Source organism: Stenotrophomonas sp. STEN083, from assembly GCF_056759195.1.
In genome coordinates this window covers 1-19,290 of record NZ_JBRRCU010000013.1, presented here as the reverse complement: position 1 = coordinate 19,290, position 19,290 = coordinate 1, and the positions used below count along the sequence as shown (strand labels likewise).

Genomic DNA, 19,290 nt, shown 5'->3' with positions numbered 1-19,290 from the left:
TTCACACAGCTAGAATTATTTGTTCTACCGACTGAGATTCAGACTGGTTATCCGGTGGCCGTCCCGCTGTCACTGCCACCTTCCCAGCGGCGTTTCCACGCCCCACCGGTGTGATCCCTTACGTGAATCATTTGTCTTCGGCCCAATCCCTCCCGTTGCTACAGGGGCTACGCACCCGGCTGCTGACGGTTGGGCAATGGTGTGCGGTACTCACGTTGTTTGCTGCGCCCATCAACAAACCCGCTACCAACATCCTCCTCGGATTGAGCCTGCTGTGCTCGCTTGCCGGCACAGATGTCCTGGCACGCTGGCGGGCAGCGCTGCGCGAGCCGGTGGTTATAGGCTTCCTGGTGTGGCTCGGCGTGCTGTTCGCCAGCGCGCTGCATGCATGGTTCGGCCGTGGCGACCCCGCTTTTCGCGACACCGCCATCTGGGGCTGTGCATACCCTGCACTGATCGCCAGCCTGCTACGTGATTCGCACTGGCGCTGGCGCGCGCTTGCCGCGTTTGCGGTGGCCGCAGGCCTGGTGGTGGTGATTTCCTATCTGATGCAGTTTGGCCTGGTGCCGCAGCGGGAGGTGGCTGAAATCCAGGCTTCCATGCGCAACACCGTTTTCAAGGAATACACCCAACAGGGGTTGGCCAGCCTGATCCTGATGTCGATGCTGGTGGCCGTGGGCCTGAACAGCCCGGATTGGCGCTGGCGTATCACGGCATTGCTCGGCGCTGCGATCGTGTTGTGCAATGCGGCCATGCTGATCCAGAGCAGAACCACTTACATCGTGCTGCTGCCACTGCTCGGGTACTGGATCTACCGTTTGGTATCTCATCGGCTCAGCGGATGGCGCATGCTGCTCGTCAGCGCTGGGCTTGCGGTCGTCACCATCACCGCACTGTGGTCGACACCCAGCATCCGCGAACGCATGATCAGCTCGATCAGCGAAGAAATTGATGGCTACCTGGTCAGTCAGGAAGCCACCTCCAGCGGCATCCGCCTATGGCTATGGCAGCAAACCCTGCCCATGATCGCCGACGCACCGGTTTTTGGGCACGGCCTTAACCAATGGGAACCGCTCTACCTGGAGCAGATGCGCAGCACCCCCGGCTCGGAGCCGTTCATCACCGGCCACCCGCACCAGGAAGCACTACTGATCCTGACCGAAGAGGGTGTGCTTGGCCTGCTGCTCTTTGCCACCTTGCTGCTGGCTTTCGCAGTCCACGCAAGCAAACTGCGTGACCCGCAAAAGGGTATCTTTGTCAGCATCCTCATCGTCTATGTCGCCGCCGGCCTGGCAAATGGGCTCTGGAGCAACTTCACCCATCGCCATGTATTCATCCTGTTGATGGCCTGCATCCCAGTGGGCAGCTTCCCTTGGTACGGCCTGGCTAGAGAGCGCGAATCCACGTCATGAAGCCCAACACGTCGTTTGATGAGGTGACCATTGTCTGCGTCACCTACAACAGTTCGACTCTGATGGAGACGATGGCCAGCACTTTGGCCCCGTTCCCTCATGTCGTCATCATCGACAACGGCAGCAGCGACGACAGCACCGCTAGCATCGCCCAGCTGATCCCGCATGCGCGCGCCATCAGCCGTAGCACCAACGCCGGTTACGGTGCGGCCAACAACCAGGCGATGGCGGCGGTGCAGACGCCGTTCGCACTGCTGCTCAATCCCGATTGTTTCATCGCCCCGGAAGACCTGCAGTGCCTGCTGGACTGCATGCAGCAGCACCCTCAGGCCGGCGTGATCGGCCCGCAGAACTGGCGCAGCGAAACGGTGCCACAGATATCGCACCGCAAGGCCTTCTTCAGGCCCGGTGCGGACAGCTCCTGCACGGTGCCGGACAAGGTCACCGCCGCCGAATGGATCCATGGTTGTTGCCAGCTGCTGCGAACCCGTGCGTTCCGCGCGATCGGCGGCTTTGACGAAGCATTCTTCCTCTACTACGAAGACGACGACCTGTGCCTGCGGATGGCCCAGGCAGGTCATCAATGCCTGCTGCAGCCGGCCGCACGCGCCTTCCACAAAGGCGGCGCTTCCTCCGCCCCCAGCATGCGCACCGATTTCATCAAGCGCTTTCACTATGCACGCTCGCGCCAGATCGCCATACGCCGTTATATGGGCAATGGCGCAGGGCGCATGCATCTTGCCAAGCTGATGGCCGCCATGCTGCCGGCAGTGGCGGTATACAGCCTGCTGCTGCGTCGGCGCGATGTAATCAAGTGGGCCGCATGGGGCGCGGCAGCATTCTCCGCGGCCTTGGGACTGGACCTGGTGCCCGGACGCGGCAAGCGCGCCGCACCTTTTATCGGCAAATAGCACCTTTTCGACGTCGGCGCACCCCAACCAATGACACAGATCGTGGCAGAATGGGATTGCCAGCTGGGCAGAAAACGTCCATGCGCGCCCTATCCATTACTTACGAGAGTTCTTCATGCAACGCGTCCTGGTCACAGGTGGTGCGGGGTTTCTTGGTTCCCATTTATGCGATCGGCTGATCCAGCAAGGGCATGATGTCCTGTGCGTGGACAACTACTTCACCGGCAGCAAGCGCAATATCGCGCACCTGCTGAACCTACCCAATTTCGAGCTGATGCGGCACGACGTCACCTTCCCGCTGTATGTGGAAGTGCAACGCATCTTCAACCTTGCCTGCCCAGCCTCTCCCGTGCATTACCAGCACGATCCGGTACAGACCACCAAGACCTCGGTGCACGGCGCGATCAACATGCTGGGCCTGGCCAAGCGTGTGAACGCGCGCATCCTGCAGGCGTCCACCAGCGAGGTCTATGGCGATCCGGAAGTGCACCCACAGCAGGAAGGCTATTGGGGCCGGGTCAATCCGATCGGCATCCGCAGTTGCTATGACGAAGGCAAGCGCTGCGCCGAAACGCTGTTCTTCGACTACCACCGCCAGCACGCGCTGGACATCAAGGTGGTGCGCATCTTCAACACCTACGGCCCGCGCATGCATCCCAACGATGGTCGCGTGGTGAGCAATTTCATCGTGCAGGCCCTGCGCGGCGAAGACATCACCATTTTCGGCGATGGCAGCCAGACCCGTAGCTTCTGCTATGTGGATGACCTGATTGAAGCGATGCTGCGGACCATGGACACCGAGCACGGCTTTACCGGGCCGATAAATATTGGCAACCCTGGCGAATTCACCATGCTGGAGTTGGCCGAAATGGTCCTGCGACTGGTTGGCGGTCGCTCGCGCCTGGTGTATCGGCCACTGCCCTCGGACGATCCGCGCCAGCGCCAGCCGGACATCTCGCTGGCCCGTGAAAAGCTGGGCTGGGAGCCCAAAGTCGCCTTGGAAGACGGCCTCAAGGAAACCATCGCCTACTTCCGCAAGCTGCTGGCCGAGGATAAGGCGTGACCACGTTCGCTGTCGTCATCACCAACTACAACTACGCCAACTTCGTCTGCGAAACGATCGATAGCGCGCTGGCCCAGACCCGCGCGGCGGCGCAGATCCTGGTGGTGGACGACGGCTCAACCGATGGCTCCCAAGAACTGCTGCGCCAGCGCTATGGTGACGATGCGCGGGTGACACTGTTGTTTGGCGAGAACGAAGGCCAGCTGGCTGCGTTTCAGCGCGGCGTGGCCGCTGCCAACGCCGATGTGATCTGCTTCCTGGACGCTGATGACCGCTGGAAGCCGGAATACCTGGAAAAGATCGGCGCGGTGTACGACACCCGCCGCGATATCGACTTCGTCTTCAGCGACCTGCAGACCTTCGGCATCGACAACCTGGACATCCGCTACGAAGACAGCCAGCAGCCCATCGACCTGGGCTATACCGCAATAAGCACCTATTTCCTGGTGCCTTGGTATGGCGCACCCACCTCGGCCCTGAGTCTGCGCAGGGTCTGGGCCGAGAACGTACTCGACCTGCCGCACAGTTTCCGCCGCCAGTGGAAGCTCTGCGCTGATGCCTGCGTGGTGCATGGCGCCAGCATTCTCGGCGCCCGCAAGTACTACCTGCCCACCGCATGCGTGGAATACCGCACCCATGGAAACAATGGCTGGTGGGCAACCCGCCGTGAGCCAACCAGCCTGTACCGCAACGGGCTGCGCAACTATGGCATTGTCCGCGTGTACGCCGCGCGCAGTGGGCTGGACGATGGCTGTTGCAGCTTGAGCAAATATGAGTACCGCACCAAACCCCAGCCAAGCCGCAAAGAGCGTCGTCGCTACGCCAGCCTCGCCCTGCGCGGGGATGCTCCCTGGTGGAAGCGCTATGAAAGAGCCATCAGCATCCTGGCTGGACACCGGTCAGGCCGCCGCTGAACAGCAGCGTCATCGTAGCGTATCAACCGTTGCTTGCCGGCGTAGGCCCGCGCAACCGCGAGCCGAAATTGTAAGCAAACCAACGCATGCTCAAACCGGCACGGTATGCCTCACGCTGCAGCCAACCCAGTGGCCCAACGCTGGGTTTGGCCCTGCGCCCGGCCTGAATCACCGAGGCGAACAAATCACCACTGCGCACCACCCCCGGCTTGAGACCGAGGCACTCCACCCCGTGCAGCCAGGCCAGGTCCATGTAGTCATCGACCGGCAGCACCCAGTGCTCGGCGTGACGCAGGAATTTCGCCGCCGCCTCCGGCGTCAGGTAATAGCCAAACGCACACAACGGGCTGCGCCAGTAGCGATGCAGGACGAAACCTCCGAACTTGATCCAGGGCGAGCTGGAGCGATCCGCAGCATGCAGGCGGAAGTAGCCCACCGACTCCGGCAATGACGGCAGGTCACGCAATACGTCCAGGAACCGCGGGTCGATGGTGATGTCGTCCTCAAACACGATCATCGGCCGGCCGCTGTCCACGCACTGCTGCCACAACAGATAGTGGCTGGCCCAGCAGCCGATTTCGCCGGGACGGAAAGGGCGGCCCTTGCAGGCCAGACGCCGCTTCTCATCGACCTTGGTGAACAAAGGATGCGGAGTGCTGCCATTGACGGCCTCCCACATCGTCACTTCGATACCCAGGGCCGCTGCCTGTCGCTGGATCGAGGCACGACGATCCGCCGATGCCGGCAGGTTGATGACATACAGAGGTAGATCAGCAGGCGGCCGAGTCATTGCACGAAGCAATCCTGGAAAAGAATCCACACGGGCTCCCTATTCTCAGAAAGCCATCTCTGGACACAACTAACGAACATGATAGTACCCGATCAGCAATTGCCTGCCTCCCTGCCACGGCGCCCGCCAACAACGCGCGGCAGGCGCTTGATTTCATCGGCATCGCAGCCGCCCGCTTGATCACGGGGACGAAGAACGTCCGCTCAGTCCTGCGCTGCCTTCACCAGCCGCGCATAGAAGAAGCCATCCCCACCCTGCTCGCCCGGCAGGCGCTGGCGATTGCCCGCGTCGTCATGGCCAAAGGCCGCCGGCAACGCCTGCAGCTGTGCATCCGGCGTGCGGGCGAGGAAGGCTGCGACCTGCTGACCGTTCTCCTCGCGCAGGATCGAACAGGTCGAGTAAAGCAGCACGCCGCCCGGGCCCAGCACCGTCCACAGTGCATCCAGCAAACGCGCCTGCAAAGCCGCCAACGCAACGATGTCTTCGGCACGGCGGTGCAGCAGCACGTCGGGCTGACGACGGATGATGCCGGTAGCCGAGCACGGCGCGTCCAACAACACCGCGTCAAAGGGTTTGCCGTCCCACCAGGCGGCGGTATCGGTAGCATCGACCGCCAACACCTGCGCCTGTGCGCCGACGCCGGTACGTGCAAAGGTTTCGCGGATACGCTGCAGACGTCGTGCATCGATATCCAGCGCCAGCAACTGCAGGGACGGGTCGCGCTCCAGCAGATGCGCGGACTTGCCGCCCGGCGCGGCGCAAGCGTCCAGCACCCGTGCGCCGAGTGGCGCCTGCAGGGCATCGGCCACCTGCTGCGCTGACAGGTCCTGCACCGACACGGCGCCCTGCGCGAAGCCGGGCAAGCTGCTCACCGGCACCGCAACCGGCAGACGCACCGCGTCGGCCGACAAGGGCTCGGCGACGGCCTCAATGCCAGCCTCGGCCAACCAACCCAGATACGCATCACGCGCATGCTGCTGGCGATTCACCCGCAGCCACATCGGTGCCGGCTGCAGACTCTGCGCGATGATTTCCGCGGCCTGCTCCGGCCAGTCGCGCTGCACCTGGGCCAGCAACCATTGTGGCCAGGCGTCTTCGGCATTCGCTTCGGCAAAGCCTTCGCGCTGAGCGCGGCGCAGCAATGCGTTGACCATGCCGGCCTGTCGCTCACGACCCAGCGCGCGCGCTGCCTCCACCGTCGCCGACAGCGCGGCATGGGCTGGCAGCTGCAATACATCCAGCTGTGCGAAGCCAGCCATCAGCAGCGCGCGCAGATCACCATCGCGTGCGCCCAGCGGCTTCTGCAGCCATTGCCGCAGCGCGTGGTCATAGACGGCGCGACGGCGCAGCGCGGCAAAACAAATGGCTTCCAACAATGCGCGGTCGCGGCTGTCGTCGAGCTTGGGCAGGGCAGCGCCGAGCTCGGCTTTCAGCGAGCGGCCCTTGCCGATCACCGCCGCCAACACCTTGGCCGCCAGCGCGCGAGTCTGCACGCCGGGCTGTGCCGCCGCGGATTTGCTGCCCCACGGTGAGGAAGTTGCCACCGTCATCCGCTCAGCCCTCGACCCGCAGATCGCGGCGTGCGTTCAGATAATCAGCAGCGGTGATCGCCTTGCCGCCTTCGCGCTGCACCACGCGCAGGCGCAACGCGCCCTGCCCACAGGCAATGTCGATACCTTCGCGGGCGGCCCCGATCACCGTGCCCGGTGCCTTGCCATGATTGTCATCAATAGCCACCGCACCGTGGATGCGCACCCGCTCGCCGGCCAAGCTGGCTTCGGCCACCGGCCACGGATTGAAGGCGCGCACGCGGCGTGCCAGCGCCACCGCCGGCTCGGCCCAATCGAGCTTGGCCTCGGCCTTGTCCAACTTGTGTGCGTAGGTGACGCCGGCTTCCGGCTGGCGCTGCGGTACCGGCTTGAGGCCGGCGCGCAACAGACCCAGACCATCGGACAGCACCTGTGCACCCATCTGTGCCAGACGGTCATGCAATTGACCGCCGGTATCGGTATCGCTGATCGGGGTGTGCTGGCGCAGCAGCACCGGGCCAGTGTCCAGACCGGCTTCCATCTGCATCAGGCAGACGCCGGTTTCGGCATCACCAGCCTCGATCGCGCGCTGGATCGGCGCCGCGCCGCGCCAACGTGGCAGCAGCGAGGCATGCACGTTCCAGCAGCCGTGGGTCGGGATGGCCAGCACCGCCTTGGGCAGGATCAGGCCGTAGGCCACCACGATCATCAAATCCGGCTGCAGCTCGCGCAATTGCTGTTGGGCTTCGGGTGTCTTCAGGCTTTCCGGCTGGAACACCGGGATGCCGCGCGCGATCGCGTCAAGCTTCACCGGCGAGGGCATCAAGCCACGGCCGCGGCCGGCCGGACGATCCGGCTGGGTGTAGACCGCCACCACTTCATGCTGGCGCGCGGCGGCGGCCAAGGAGGCAACAGCGAATTCCGGCGTACCGGCAAAGATGATTTTCATTGGGCGGGGATTCGGGATTCGGGACTCGGAATTGGCAAAAGCTGCGCAGCGGCTGTTGCCAATCGCGAATCGAAAAAAACAGCGAGCGGGTCAGGAATACAGGACGGAACGCCAGAACTGCAAAAGACGCAGCAATGCACGCCTTTACCGATCTCCAATCCCGACTTCCCCAATCCCTGCACTCAAGCTACGTGCTTGCGCGACTTGGCCAGCTTCTTGCGCACCATCTCGCGCTTGAGCGGCGACAGGTAGTCGATGAACAGCTTGCCGTCCAGGTGATCCATCTCGTGCTGGATGCAGGTGGCCAGCAGCTCATCGGCCGCCAGTTCCTGTTGCTTGCCTTCGCGGTCAAGGTAGCGCACCACGATGGAATCAGCGCGGGTGACATCGGCGTAGATGCCCGGTACCGACAAGCAGCCTTCCTGATAGACGCGACCGCCTTCACTGGCACTTACGATCTGCGGATTGATGAACACCTGCGGCTCGTTGTGTTCTTCGCTGACGTCAATGACCATGAAGCGCTTGTGCACGTCCACCTGGCTGGCAGCCAAGCCGATGCCTGGAGCGTCGTACATGGTCTGCAGCATGTCGTCGAGCAGCTGCTGGAAGGCCGGCGTGGTCACTTCGGCCGCCTCGACGAGGGCCGCTTTGGTGCGCAGGCGCGGGTCTGGGAACTCAAGAATAGGCAGGAGGGCCATGGCAATACCAATCGGGGATGCCGCTTATTTCGGCAAGATGTCCCAATTCTACCGCTTGCGCTTGCCCGGCGCCCCCGTTTCTGCAATATAGTGCGACAACCTGTTGGGGAATCAGGCAGATCGCAACCATGTTGAAACAAATACGTACGGTCGCCGCCGTGGCGATGCTGACCGTCACGACCTATGCCGTGGCCGTCGAAATGAACGGTACCCACCCTGACACCTACGTGGTGCGCAAGGGCGATACTTTGTGGGACATATCGGCACGTTTTCTGAAAAAGCCGTGGCTTTGGCCGGAAATCTGGCAGGCAAACCCGCAGGTCAAGAACCCGCATCTGATCTATCCGGGCGACGTTCTGAGCCTGGCCTATCTGGACCGGGTAACGGCCCAGGCCGGCCCGCGCCAGGAGGCGCCGATCACCGGCGTACCGCTGGCAGACGTTGAGCCTTTCCTTAAGAACCTGAACGTGGTGGACAGCTTCGAAGACCTGCCCTACGTGGTCGGCCTGGAAGACAACCGCCTGCGGGCAACCCTGGGACAGAAGGCCTATGTCCGCGGCCTGGAGGGCGCGCAGCCTGGCCAACGCTATATGGTAGTGCGCCCAACGGTGCGCTTCAGCCAACCCAAGCCCACCGACGATCTGGACAACCGGGGCCGTGCCATTCCGGGCAGCGGCAACGTGTGGGCGAGCTACGTAGCCGCCAATGACCGCAATGAGTTCCTGGGCTACGAGCTGGCAGAGGTGAATGCCGGCACCCTGACCCAGGTAGCCAGCGGTAACGTCGAAGCGTCCACCTTGCAGCTGCAGGACAGCGGCAGAGAGGTACGCATCGGTGACCGTTTGGTGCCAGTGCAGACCACCCCTTACGACCTGCAGTTCGTTCCGCACGCCCCGGCCAACGCCTCGGCACCGGGCCAGCTGCGCGTACTTGCAGTGACCGACACCTTCACCAGCGGCGGCCCGCGCGATGTGATCGCCATCTCCGGCGGCGCACGTGAGGGCATCAACAACGGCACGGTGTTCTCGATCTGGCGCAGCGGCAGCCATGTCGCCCACCGCATGCAGCACCCGGGTTCGTCGCGCATGGATGACGCACTGAAGACCGGCGCCGGCCGGGTCACCCTGCCTGACGAATATGCAGGCCATGCGATGGTGTTCCGCACCTTCGACAAGGTCAGCTATGCCTTGATCATGGAAGGCACCAAGCCGACCCGCGTAGGCTTTGAGCTGAAGCACCCGGACGCGCAGTAAGCGCCTGCGGCCTACCCTTACGATGTACAACAACGGCGCCCGAGGGCGCCGTTGTTGTTTGTGGCCGCAGGCTGGGCCATGTCTCGATCAGCCTTCGCCAATCTACCCATTCCACCCTGCTGCCCGGCCCTGCTGGCCCTGGCACTGGCTGGCGGCCCCCTGCAGGCACTGCGTCGCCTGCTCGATCAACACAGCGGCAGCGCGAACGCCTTGGCCGCCGGCTGCAGCGGCTGGCAAGCAGCGGGTTGCACGCAAGCGCAACGCCAGGCCCTGGCAAGGCCCGATGCAGATACCTGGGCGCGCGCCATTGCCTGGCTGGAAGCCGATAACCATCACCTGATCGGCTGGGGTGATCCGGACTATCCACCACTATTGCGGGACAGCCCGAATCCACCGCTGGCGCTGTTCATCGCCGGCGACCCGGCGCGCCTGTGGCAACCGGCGATCGCTATCGTTGGCAGTCGCATGCCCAGTGCCGGCGGCCGTGACATCGCCCGCGACTTTGCCGCCGCACTGGCCGGTCACGGCCTGACCATCGCCAGCGGCCTGGCCGCCGGCATCGATGCTGCCGCGCACCGGGCCACGTTGGCCTGCAACGGCAGCACATATGCGGTTATCGGCACCGGTCCGGACCTGGCCTATCCGCGTCATCATCGCCAACTGCAAGCGCAGATCGCCGTCGAAGGCGCAGTGGTCAGCGAATACCCGCCGGGCACCGCGCCGCGCAGCGGCCAGTTCCCGGCCCGCAACCGCCTGTTGGCGGCGCTTGCTCTTGGCACCGTGGTCATCGAGGCCGCTGAACGGTCCGGCGCACTGATCACCGCCCGCCTGGCCAGCGAGGCCGGACGCGAGATCTTTGCCGTGCCCGGCTCCATCCACAATCCGATGGCGCGCGGCTGCCACCGGCTGATACGCGAAGGTGCAACCTTGGTGACACACAGCGCCGACATTCTTGAAGGCGTGGCCAATCTGGCCGGCGAACTGGCCTGTGCCTTGCAAACCCGCCTTCAGACCCCCATCTCCCCTGTACCGTCCGGCCAGCACCCGGCCGTCACGCCACCGGACCCAGACTACCAGCGATTGTGGGATGCCTTGGGTTATGACCCAACCGGTATGGATTTACTGATCGAGCGCACTGGATTGACGGCCGCCAACCTGTCCTCCATGCTGCTGCTTATGGAATTGGAAGGCAGGGTGTCGTCGGCGCACGGCCGCTACACCCGCACCTGAAGGTTTCTTCACCTCCACAGCGCCAATGGCGCAGGCCGAGGGGCAATGAAAGAGAGCATTCTGGACGTCCTGTTGTACCTGTTTGAACACTACTTCAGCGAAGACGCTGATCTCATCCGAGACCGCGACTCGCTACAGAACGGCCTGATCCAGGCCGGCTTCAGTCCCGCCGAAATCAACAAGGCCTTCGATTGGCTCGATGCCTTGGCAGAACAACGCCCAGCCGTGGCGCAGCCACGCGTTGACGGGCCGGTGCGCGTGTTCCACGGCCCCGAGCTGGACAAGCTGGACGTGGAAGGCCGCGGCTTCCTGCTGTTCCTGGAACAACAACGCGTGCTCGATGCCGACCAGCGCGAGCTGGTGCTGGACCGTGCCATGGCCCTGGATCAGGACGAACTGGACCTGGACGACCTGAAGTGGGTGGTGCTGATGGTGCTGTTCAACCAACCCGGCGCAGAAGCTGCCTATGCCTGGATGGAAACCCAGATGTTCGTCGACGAACCCGAACCCCTGCACTAAGCCCAACACCGGCGTGCAGGGATGCATAAGGACACCACCTACGTGAGCCAATGGTTCTACGCCGAGGGCAACCGCGAACGTCGCGGCCCGATCACCGATGCCAACATCGTTGAGCTATTCCAGTCCCGCCGTATCGACGAGGACACCCTGATCTGGCGCGAAGGTGCCGGCGACTGGCGGCCGCTGCGTGATTTCGCCGACGAACTCGGCCTGGACATGGCGCAGGCAGCCCCGACGACGGTGCCAACCGGCCCACCGTCACTGCCTCCTGGGCTGCAAACCATCCACACGACCTCTGCCGTGGCTCCCCGCCAAGGCCTGTCCGGCTGCGCGATCGCCGGCATCATCGCCGCGGTGGTCGGCGTGATCCTGATAGCCATCCTTGGCATCCTGGCCGCCATCGCCCTGCCCGCTTACCAGGACTATGTGATGCGCTCCAAGGTCACCATGGCAAATGGGCAAATGATTGCCCTGAAGCAGCAGGTGGCCGAGTTTGTCGCCACCAACGAACGCTGCCCCATCAATGATGACGAAGGCTTTGGTAGCCCGGACAGCTATGCCGAAGGCGATGTCGCCGAGATCAATATCGGCCGCTTCGAGAACGAGCATTGCGGGCTGGAAGCACGTCTGCATATCCCGAAGCACACGCAACTTGACGGCAAAAGCATCTGGCTCGACTACGATATGCAGGCCGACAGCTGGGAATGCAGTTCCGATGTCGAGGACAAATACCTGCCAATCAGCTGTCGCGGCTGACTGGCAGCGGTCAGAACTTTTACGGGGAAAACAATGAGCCAGTGGTACTACGCTGATGCCCAGCGCGAGCGGCATGGTCCGATTGAAGCGGACGCCCTCCGCGAAAAATTCCGCGCAGGCGAGATCGACCTGGGCACTTTGGTCTGGCGTGAAGGCATGCAGCAGTGGCAGCCGCTCTCAGCCATCGCCGACGAACTGCAGCTGATCACCCAGGCCAGCACCGGTATCGATCTGCGCCAGGACTACGCTGCCATTGAAAGTGGCGAAGCCGTCGCCGCACGCGCTGCTGCCGAAGCCAACTCCCCGTACGCCGCGCCGGCCAGCCGTCCGCAGGATGTCGACCCCGCCGCCGTGCAGGGCGGGCCGGTGGTGCAGGCGGGCTTCTGGAAGCGCGTAGCCGCCTATTTCATCGACTACGTGATCATGACCGTGTTCACCTACATCGTGCTGATTCCGCTGAGCATCCTTGGCGCGATTGTCGGTGGCGTATCAGGCAGCTCGGACTCCGCGGCCGGCTCGATCGGCATGTTCGTGACCCTGGGCGTCGGCTACCTGATCATCTTCGCCGGCAACCTGATGTACCCGGCATGGATGCACTCGTCCAAGTACCAGGCCACGCTGGGCAAGATGGCGGTAGGCATCAAGGTGGTGCGCAGCAATGGCGAGCGCCTGACCCTGGGCCGCGCGGTTGGCCGCTTCTTCGCCTACATCCTGAGCAGCATCACCCTGTGTATCGGCTTTGTGATGGCCGCCTTCACTGAGCGCAAGCAGGCCCTGCACGACATCATCTGCGACACCCTGGTGGTGGACAAGTTCGCCTTCACCGAGCATCCGGAGTGGCAGCAGCAAGGCCTGGGCACGGTCACCATCGTGATCCTGTCGATAGCCGGCCTGGGCTTGCTTTGCCTGATCGGGCTGTTCGTGCTTATCGGCGTTGCCGCAGCAGGCTTCAACTGACAAATTGCCGGGGGCGGCTTGACACAAGCCCCTCCGGCATGATTCCTCTAATAAGGAACCAAGCTGAACGCCCGGGCCGCAACCCGGGCGTCGGCTTATGCACAACCCAAACATCGGCTTCACTATCGTCCCGGTTTAAGCCACCCTAGCGCCCCCACAAGGGCGTTCCGCCCCAAGAATGTACTGACATGCCCAAGCACCTGCTCATCGTCGAATCACCGGCCAAGGCCAAGACGATCAATAAATACCTCGGCAAGGACTACACGGTCCTGGCCTCGTATGGGCATGTGCGTGACCTGGTTCCCAAGGAAGGCGCGGTCGACCCCGAGAACGGGTTCGCCATGCGTTACGACCTGATCGAGAAGAACGAGAAGCACGTCGAAGCCATCGCAAAAGCCGCAAAGGGCGCCGATGACATCCTGCTGGCGACTGACCCGGATCGCGAGGGTGAGGCCATCAGCTGGCATATCGCCGAGATCCTGAAGCAGCGCGGTCTGTCCGACGGCAAGCCGATGCAGCGCGTGGTGTTCACCGAAATCACCCCACGCGCGATCAAGGAAGCGATTGCCCAGCCGCGTGAAATCGCCTCGGACCTGGTCGATGCCCAGCAGGCGCGTCGCGCACTTGATTACCTGGTCGGCTTCAACCTGTCGCCGGTGCTGTGGCGCAAGGTGCAGCGCGGCCTGTCCGCCGGCCGCGTGCAGAGCCCGGCACTGCGCATGATCGTCGAGCGCGAGGAAGAGATCGAAGCCTTCATCTCGCGCGAGTACTGGAGCATCGAGGCCGCCTGCGCACATCCTTCGCAGCACTTCAACGCGCGCCTGATAAAGCTGGACGGGCAGAAGTTCGAGCAGTTCACCATCACCGATGGCGATACCGCCGAGGCCGCGCGTCTGCGCATCCAGCAGGCCGCGCAGGGCTCGCTGCACGTCACCGACGTCGCCAGCAAGGAGCGCAAGCGCCGCCCGGCCGCGCCGTTCACCACCTCCACGCTGCAGCAGGAAGCCTCGCGCAAGCTGGGCTTCACCACTCGCAAGACCATGCAGGTGGCGCAGAAGCTGTATGAAGGTGTGAACATCGGCGACGAAGGCACGGTCGGCCTGATCTCGTACATGCGTACCGACTCGGTGAGCCTGTCGCAGGATGCGCTGGCCGAGATCCGCGACGTGATCGCCCGCGACTACGGCATCAGCTCGCTGCCGGACAAGCCGAACACCTACACCACCAAATCCAAGAACGCGCAGGAAGCCCACGAGGCCGTGCGCCCGACCTCCGCGTTGCGCACCCCGGCACAGGTGGGCAAGTACCTCACCGATGACGAGCGCAAGCTGTACGAGTTGATCTGGAAGCGCGCCGTCGCCTGCCAGATGATCCCGGCCACCTTGAACACCGTCAGCGTCGACCTGTCGGCCGGCAGCGAGCATGTGTTCCGCGCCAGCGGCACCACCGTGGTGGTGCCCGGCTTCCTCGCCGTGTACGAGGAAGGCAAGGACAACAAGAGCGCCGAGGACGAGGACGAGGGCCGCAAGCTGCCGCTGATGAAGCCCGGCGATCGCGTGCCACTGGACCGCATCGTCGCCGACCAGCACTTCACCCAGCCGCCGCCGCGCTACACCGAAGCGGCGCTGGTCAAGGCGCTTGAGGAATACGGCATCGGCCGTCCGTCCACCTACGCCTCGATCATCCAGACCCTGCTGTTCCGCAAGTACACCGAGATGGAAGGCCGCAGTTTCAAGCCGACCGACGTCGGCCGCGCGGTGAGCAAGTTCCTGTCCAGCCACTTCACCCAGTACGTCGATTACGACTTCACCGCCAAGCTCGAAGACGAGCTGGATGCGGTGTCGCGTGGCGAAGAAGAGTGGATACCGCTGATGGAACGCTTCTGGGGCCCGTTCAAGGAACTGGTCACCGACAAGAGCGAATCACTGGACCGCACCGATGCCGGCAGCGCGCGCGTGCTGGGCCCGGACCCGGTGAGCGGCAAGGACGTCACCGCCCGTATCGGCCGCTTCGGGCCGATGGTGCAGATCGGCACCGTCGAGGACGAAGAGAAGCCCAAGTTCGCCTCGCTGCAGCCGGGTCAGAGCATCTACTCGATCTCGCTGGACGAAGCACTGAAGCTGTTCGACATGCCGCGCAAGCTTGGCGCAGACGCCAATGGCGAGGAAGTCACCGTCGGCATCGGCCGTTTTGGTCCGTTCGCCAAGCGTGGCAGCACCTATGCCTCGCTGACCAAGGAAGACGACCCCTACAAAATTGACCTGGCCCGCGCCGTGTTCCTGATCGAAGAGAAGGAAGAGATCGCGCGCAACCGCATCATCAAGGAGTTCGAGGGCTCGGACATCCAGGTGTTGAACGGTCGCTTCGGCCCGTACATCAGCGACGGCAAGATGAACGGCAAGATCCCCAAGGACCGCGAGCCTGCTTCGCTGACCTTGGCCGAAGTCGAGCAGCTGATGGCCGACACCGGCAAGCCGGTGCGCAAGGGCTTCGGCAAGAAGGCCGCCAAGAAGACCACGGTCAAGAAGGAAGCCGCACCGAAGAAGGCCGCCGCAAAGAAGGCCCCGGCCAAGAAAGCGGCAACCAAGAAAGCAGCGACCAAAAAGACCGCGGCGAAGAAGGCCACCAAGAAGACCGTCGCCAAGAAGGCAGTGAAGAAGTCGGCCGCCGACGACGCACCGCCGTTCTGACCAGCGGCACAGCAAGACCGCTGCTCCCTTCTCCCGTATACGGGAGAAGGTGCCCGGAGGGCGGATGAGGGGAAGCTCTACTCCTGAGGGTGGATACCCCCTCCCCCGCCAACAAGCGGATAATCAGCACCACCCGCAGCAGGCCGCCCACCGTGCGGCCTTTGCTTTGCGTCCTTTCGCGGACCAGCGCCATCAAACGTACTGGCCCTCCAACGGTGCTGACCATGCTCGAACTCGACCTGCACAGCGTCGTCCCGGCCCTCAAGGCCGGCGGCGTGATCGCCTACCCCACTGAAGCGGTCTGGGGCCTGGGCTGTGATCCCTCCAACGAAGCTGCGGTGATGAAGCTGTTGGCACTGAAGCAGCGCCCGGTCGAGAAGGGCATGATCCTGATCGCCGCCAGCCCGGCGCAGCTGGAAGGCTGGGTGCAGTTGGATGCCTTGGCCGAGGATCGCAGGCAAGCAGTGCTGGACAGCTGGCCCGGCGCCAACACCTGGATCGTGCCAGCCGGCCCACGCGCCCCACGCTGGATCACTGGCGAGCACACCGGTATCGCCGTGCGGGTCAGCGCGCATCCACTGGTACAGGCCCTGTGCGAAGCCTGGGGCGGCCCGCTGGTATCGACCAGTGCCAACCTCGCAGGTGAGCCCCCGGCACGCTCCCGTGAGCAGCTGGACCCTGCCCTACTGGCCCTGCTGGATGGTCTGCTGGACGGCGCCACCGGCGGCCTGGCCCAACCTACCCGCATCCGCGTAGCCGCCACCGGCGAAGTCCTGCGCGACTAAGCGTCAAGCGCACCACCTGTAGTGCCGAGCCATGCTCGGCAAGGGGCCTTACCGCGAAACCCCGCCTCTAGTGCCGAGCCATGCTCGGCAAGGGCTTGACCCGTACAGCCTCAGCCGAGCATGGCTCGGCACTACAGAGGCGTTTCCCCGGCTGCCGCCGTGGCACACTGCCGCCATGCGCGCTCGACTGCCCCTGCTCGGTTGCCTGATCTGGTTGCCCGTCGCGGCCTTGGCGGTTGATCCGCCTCCCGCCAGGCCAACGGACAACGTGCGTATCTACCGCTGCGTCGGCAGCAATGGCGCGGTGTCGCTGCAGGATGCGCCCTGCACCAAGGCCACGCAGCAACAGGTGCTGGATATGACACGGCCGAAGGACCCACCACCGCGGCCGGCTGCCACTGCCACTGCACCGGCACCGGCACCTACCACCGTGCCAGCGATCCAGCGCGAGGTGCGGGTAATCACCGTGCAGCCGCCACAGCCGATGTACGAGTGCGTCACCAGCGAAGGTCAGCGCTATACCAGCGACAACAACGACGGCAATCCGCGCTGGGTGCCGACCTGGGGCTATACCTACCCAACCCACCACGGTCCCGGCCACGGTGGCCCGCGCCCGCCACGCCCGCCCGCTGGTGCCGGGATCCCATGGCGAGCCGGTGTCGCGGTTCCAATGGGTTCGGTGCTGGTGCGCGACAGCTGCCATGCCTTGCCACCACAGGAAGTCTGCGCGCGGCTGCGCGATCGGCGCTGGGAACTGATCCGCCGCTACAACAGCGCGCTGCAGAGCGAACGCCAGGAATTGATGCGCGAGCAACGCGGAATCGACGCGCGGCTTGAACAGGATTGCGGGGGTACCTGATGCGTTGTCTGACCGTGCTTCTACTGATGGCCAGTGCCAGCGCGCAGGCTGGCGAGATCGTGTTCTACCGCTGCACCGACGCCACCGGCGCACTCACCGTGCAGAACATGCCCTGCCCCAAGGGCACGCAGCAGCAGAGCAAAAAAGTCATGCAGGCGGTGGAGACCCGGCCACCTCCGCCACCGCTTGCAAGCCCGGCGCCTGCAGCACTGCCCCAACTGATCGCAGCGCCCGCATCGGCTGCTACACCACCCGAACCGGCGAAGGCCGCTGCAGTTGTGGTGGCGCCGACCGTACCGCTGCCCGAACTGTTCCAATGCCGCACCCGCGAAGGCCAGGCCTACTTGAGTGAAACCAGCGAGCCGCCGTCACGCTGCGTAACGATGCAGGTCACCGGCCTGGACGGAAATCCGAACACCGGTGCCGGCGAGGCCTGTGAAGTGGTGCGTGATACCTGCACAGCAGTCGACCCGGCGCAGCTTTGCGCCACTTGGCAACAGCGGGTAGACGAAGCCGAATCGGAATGGCGCTTTGCCGCGCCAAGCCAAGCCGAAACGCTGCAGACGAAGTATCAGCGCCTGCAATCGCTGCTCGAAGGCAGCGACTGCAAGACTCAGAAACCGTAACGCAGGAAGCCGCCGTCCACCGCGATGCATTCGCCGGTGACATAACTCGATGCCGGCAGGCACAGGAAGCTCACCGCAGCGGCTACTTCTTCCGGCTCACCGATGCGCCGCATCGGTGTGCGAGCGATCACTTCATCGTAGTAGTCGGCATCGGACAACGGCCCGGAAGTGCGGCGAGTACGGATGTACCACGGCGCCACCGAGTTGACGCGGACGCCATCCTCGGCCCATTCGCAGGCCAGGTTCCGGGTCATCTGCTGCATCGCCGCCTTGGTCATGCCATAGACCACGCCGCTGCGTACATGGGTGATGCCGGAGACGCTGCCAACGTTGACGATGGCCGAGGATGCGTGCCGGGTGAGCAACGGGTGCGCATAGCGGCACAGCTCGAATGCCGAGAACAGATTGGTCTCGAAGATTCCGCGCCACTCGTCTTCGGAGTACTCGGTTGCCGCCTTGGTGGTGTTGCCGCCGGCGTTGTTGACCAGGATGTTCAGGCCATCGCTGTGGTCTTCGACCCAGTCGAGAATTTCCTGCCGATCCTGGTCATCGCTGACGTCGGCCGACAGCGCGTGGATGGCGCGCTCTGGATACGCATCGGCCAATTCATCGCGTGCGGTTTCAAGCGCGTCGGCATCACGGCCAACGATCAGCACATCGGCACCGAATCCCAGCAGTTCACGTGCGATTGCCAGGCCGATGCCGGCACTGGCACCGGTGACCAAGGCGGTTTGCCCATCCAGGCGCCAACGCTGCGGGTTCATGCTGTTTCCTCATCGATGCGGGGTGCGGCGTCCGTGAAGGGACGCTGCAGGAAGATGGGGCTAGGATAGCTGCCTGAGCCCAGCGGAGCATGCCGATGAAGCGTCTTTCCTTGTTGATGGTGCCGTTGCTGCTTGCGCTGGCAGCGTGCAAGCCACAAGCGCCGGACACCGAACGCCGTCCCGACCCGCAGGCCACGGCGCTGCGTGATGCGATGAAGAAGGATCTGAATCAGGCCAAGGCGACCGCAGCGGCGGCCGAGCAGGCCAGCAATGCGCAGAAAGCTGAGTTGGATGCGGCGGTTGGAGCAGCCGATACCGCCAAGTGAAACGCCTCACCTGTAATGCCGAGCCATGCTCGGCAATGGACATTACCGCGAAAACCCACCTGTAGTGGGGGGGGGGGGGGGGGGGGGGGGGGGGGGGGGGGGGGGGTCGGGGGGGGGGGGGGGGGGGGGGGGGGGGGGGGGGGGGGGGTGGGGGGCGGGGGGGGGGGGGGGGGGGGGGGGGGGGGGGGGGGGGCGGGGGGGGGGGGCGGGGGGGGGGGGGGGGGGGGGGGGGGGGCGGGGGGGGGGCGGGGGGGGGGGG

General features: G+C 64.3%; 19 protein-coding genes. 14 read left to right on the top strand and 5 right to left on the bottom strand.

Going from position 1 to position 19,290, the window contains the following annotated elements:
* The first annotated feature begins 215 nt into the window (after window positions 1-215).
* The 4 genes from ACVOK8_RS06290 (at window position 216) to ACVOK8_RS06275 (ending at window position 4,300) form a co-directional block, all read left to right on the top strand.
* On the top strand, window positions 216-1,412 hold the full coding sequence (locus ACVOK8_RS06290) for an O-antigen ligase family protein (protein WP_481566078.1): 1,197 nt from the start codon (window positions 216-218) through the stop codon (window positions 1,410-1,412).
* A complete protein-coding gene (locus tag ACVOK8_RS06285) occupies window positions 1,409-2,323 on the top strand; it encodes a glycosyltransferase family 2 protein (RefSeq protein WP_481566077.1) in 915 nt (304 codons plus the stop codon). The genes ACVOK8_RS06290 and ACVOK8_RS06285 overlap by 4 nt, the downstream gene beginning before the upstream one ends.
* A 115-nt stretch (window positions 2,324-2,438) precedes the next feature.
* On the top strand, window positions 2,439-3,386 hold the full coding sequence (locus ACVOK8_RS06280) for a UDP-glucuronic acid decarboxylase family protein (RefSeq protein WP_481535166.1): 948 nt from the start codon (window positions 2,439-2,441) through the stop codon (window positions 3,384-3,386).
* The gene (locus tag ACVOK8_RS06275) at window positions 3,383-4,300 is read left to right on the top strand and encodes a glycosyltransferase family 2 protein (RefSeq protein WP_481566076.1); all 918 of its coding nucleotides are present in this window, start codon (window positions 3,383-3,385) and stop codon (window positions 4,298-4,300) included. Before ACVOK8_RS06280 ends, ACVOK8_RS06275 begins: the two co-directional genes overlap by 4 nt.
* A 22-nt stretch (window positions 4,301-4,322) precedes the next feature.
* Here the strand turns inward: ACVOK8_RS06275 and ACVOK8_RS06270 are convergent, their stop codons facing one another.
* The 4 genes from ACVOK8_RS06270 to def form a co-directional block, all read right to left on the bottom strand.
* On the bottom strand, window positions 4,323-5,090 hold the full coding sequence (locus tag ACVOK8_RS06270; RefSeq protein ID WP_481566075.1) for a glycosyltransferase family 25 protein: 768 nt from the start codon (window positions 5,088-5,090) through the stop codon (window positions 4,323-4,325).
* A gap of 203 nt (window positions 5,091-5,293) precedes the next feature.
* Complete coding sequence (gene rsmB, locus ACVOK8_RS06265) at window positions 5,294-6,640, bottom strand: 16S rRNA (cytosine(967)-C(5))-methyltransferase RsmB (protein ID WP_481566074.1); 1,347 nt, start codon at window positions 6,638-6,640, stop codon at window positions 5,294-5,296.
* 4 nt (window positions 6,641-6,644) lie between these two features.
* The gene (fmt, locus tag ACVOK8_RS06260; protein ID WP_481566073.1) at window positions 6,645-7,568 is read right to left on the bottom strand and encodes a methionyl-tRNA formyltransferase; all 924 of its coding nucleotides are present in this window, start codon (window positions 7,566-7,568) and stop codon (window positions 6,645-6,647) included.
* 182 nt (window positions 7,569-7,750) lie between these two features.
* On the bottom strand, window positions 7,751-8,266 hold the full coding sequence (gene def / locus ACVOK8_RS06255; RefSeq protein ID WP_481566072.1) for a peptide deformylase: 516 nt from the start codon (window positions 8,264-8,266) through the stop codon (window positions 7,751-7,753).
* A gap of 128 nt (window positions 8,267-8,394) precedes the next feature.
* On the opposite strand from def, the gene ACVOK8_RS06250 reads away from it, so the two are divergent.
* The 9 genes from ACVOK8_RS06250 to ACVOK8_RS06210 all read left to right on the top strand — a co-directional run bounded on the left by ACVOK8_RS06250 (window position 8,395) and on the right by ACVOK8_RS06210 (window position 17,941).
* Window positions 8,395-9,519, top strand: coding sequence for a LysM peptidoglycan-binding domain-containing protein (locus ACVOK8_RS06250; protein WP_481566071.1), 1,125 nt, complete (start codon window positions 8,395-8,397; stop codon window positions 9,517-9,519).
* Between the two features lie 78 nt (window positions 9,520-9,597).
* The gene (dprA, locus tag ACVOK8_RS06245) at window positions 9,598-10,749 is read left to right on the top strand and encodes a DNA-processing protein DprA (protein WP_481566070.1); all 1,152 of its coding nucleotides are present in this window, start codon (window positions 9,598-9,600) and stop codon (window positions 10,747-10,749) included.
* A 45-nt stretch (window positions 10,750-10,794) separates the two neighbouring features.
* Window positions 10,795-11,268 carry a DUF494 family protein gene (locus ACVOK8_RS06240; RefSeq protein WP_481508841.1) on the top strand — a complete coding sequence of 158 codons (474 nt, stop codon included), beginning with the start codon at window positions 10,795-10,797 and terminating at the stop codon, window positions 11,266-11,268.
* Window positions 11,269-11,289: 21 nt separating this feature from the next.
* Window positions 11,290-12,024, top strand: coding sequence for a pilin (locus ACVOK8_RS06235; RefSeq protein ID WP_481566069.1), 735 nt, complete (start codon window positions 11,290-11,292; stop codon window positions 12,022-12,024).
* Window positions 12,025-12,057: 33 nt separating this feature from the next.
* Window positions 12,058-12,981 carry an RDD family protein gene (locus ACVOK8_RS06230; protein WP_481566068.1) on the top strand — a complete coding sequence of 308 codons (924 nt, stop codon included), beginning with the start codon at window positions 12,058-12,060 and terminating at the stop codon, window positions 12,979-12,981.
* A 188-nt stretch (window positions 12,982-13,169) separates the two neighbouring features.
* Window positions 13,170-15,671 (top strand): DNA topoisomerase I, encoded by a 2,502-nt coding sequence (locus ACVOK8_RS06225; protein WP_481566067.1) that lies wholly within the window; start codon window positions 13,170-13,172, stop codon window positions 15,669-15,671.
* Between the two features lie 224 nt (window positions 15,672-15,895).
* Window positions 15,896-16,456 (top strand): L-threonylcarbamoyladenylate synthase type 1 TsaC, encoded by a 561-nt coding sequence (tsaC, locus tag ACVOK8_RS06220; protein WP_481566066.1) that lies wholly within the window; start codon window positions 15,896-15,898, stop codon window positions 16,454-16,456.
* 175 nt (window positions 16,457-16,631) lie between these two features.
* Window positions 16,632-17,315 (top strand): DUF4124 domain-containing protein, encoded by a 684-nt coding sequence (locus ACVOK8_RS06215; RefSeq protein ID WP_481566065.1) that lies wholly within the window; start codon window positions 16,632-16,634, stop codon window positions 17,313-17,315.
* The gene (locus ACVOK8_RS06210; protein WP_481566064.1) at window positions 17,315-17,941 is read left to right on the top strand and encodes a DUF4124 domain-containing protein; all 627 of its coding nucleotides are present in this window, start codon (window positions 17,315-17,317) and stop codon (window positions 17,939-17,941) included. The genes ACVOK8_RS06215 and ACVOK8_RS06210 overlap by 1 nt, the downstream gene beginning before the upstream one ends.
* Here ACVOK8_RS06210 and ACVOK8_RS06205 read toward each other — a convergent pair.
* Window positions 17,929-18,705 (bottom strand): SDR family oxidoreductase, encoded by a 777-nt coding sequence (locus ACVOK8_RS06205; RefSeq protein ID WP_481566063.1) that lies wholly within the window; start codon window positions 18,703-18,705, stop codon window positions 17,929-17,931. The two genes, ACVOK8_RS06210 and ACVOK8_RS06205, sit on opposite strands and share 13 nt — an antisense overlap.
* Window positions 18,706-18,800: 95 nt before the next feature.
* On the opposite strand from ACVOK8_RS06205, the gene ACVOK8_RS06200 reads away from it, so the two are divergent.
* Entirely contained in the window at window positions 18,801-19,031 is a 231-nt protein-coding gene (locus ACVOK8_RS06200) for a hypothetical protein (RefSeq protein ID WP_481566062.1), read from the top strand.
* Window positions 19,032-19,290: the final 259 nt, after the last annotated feature.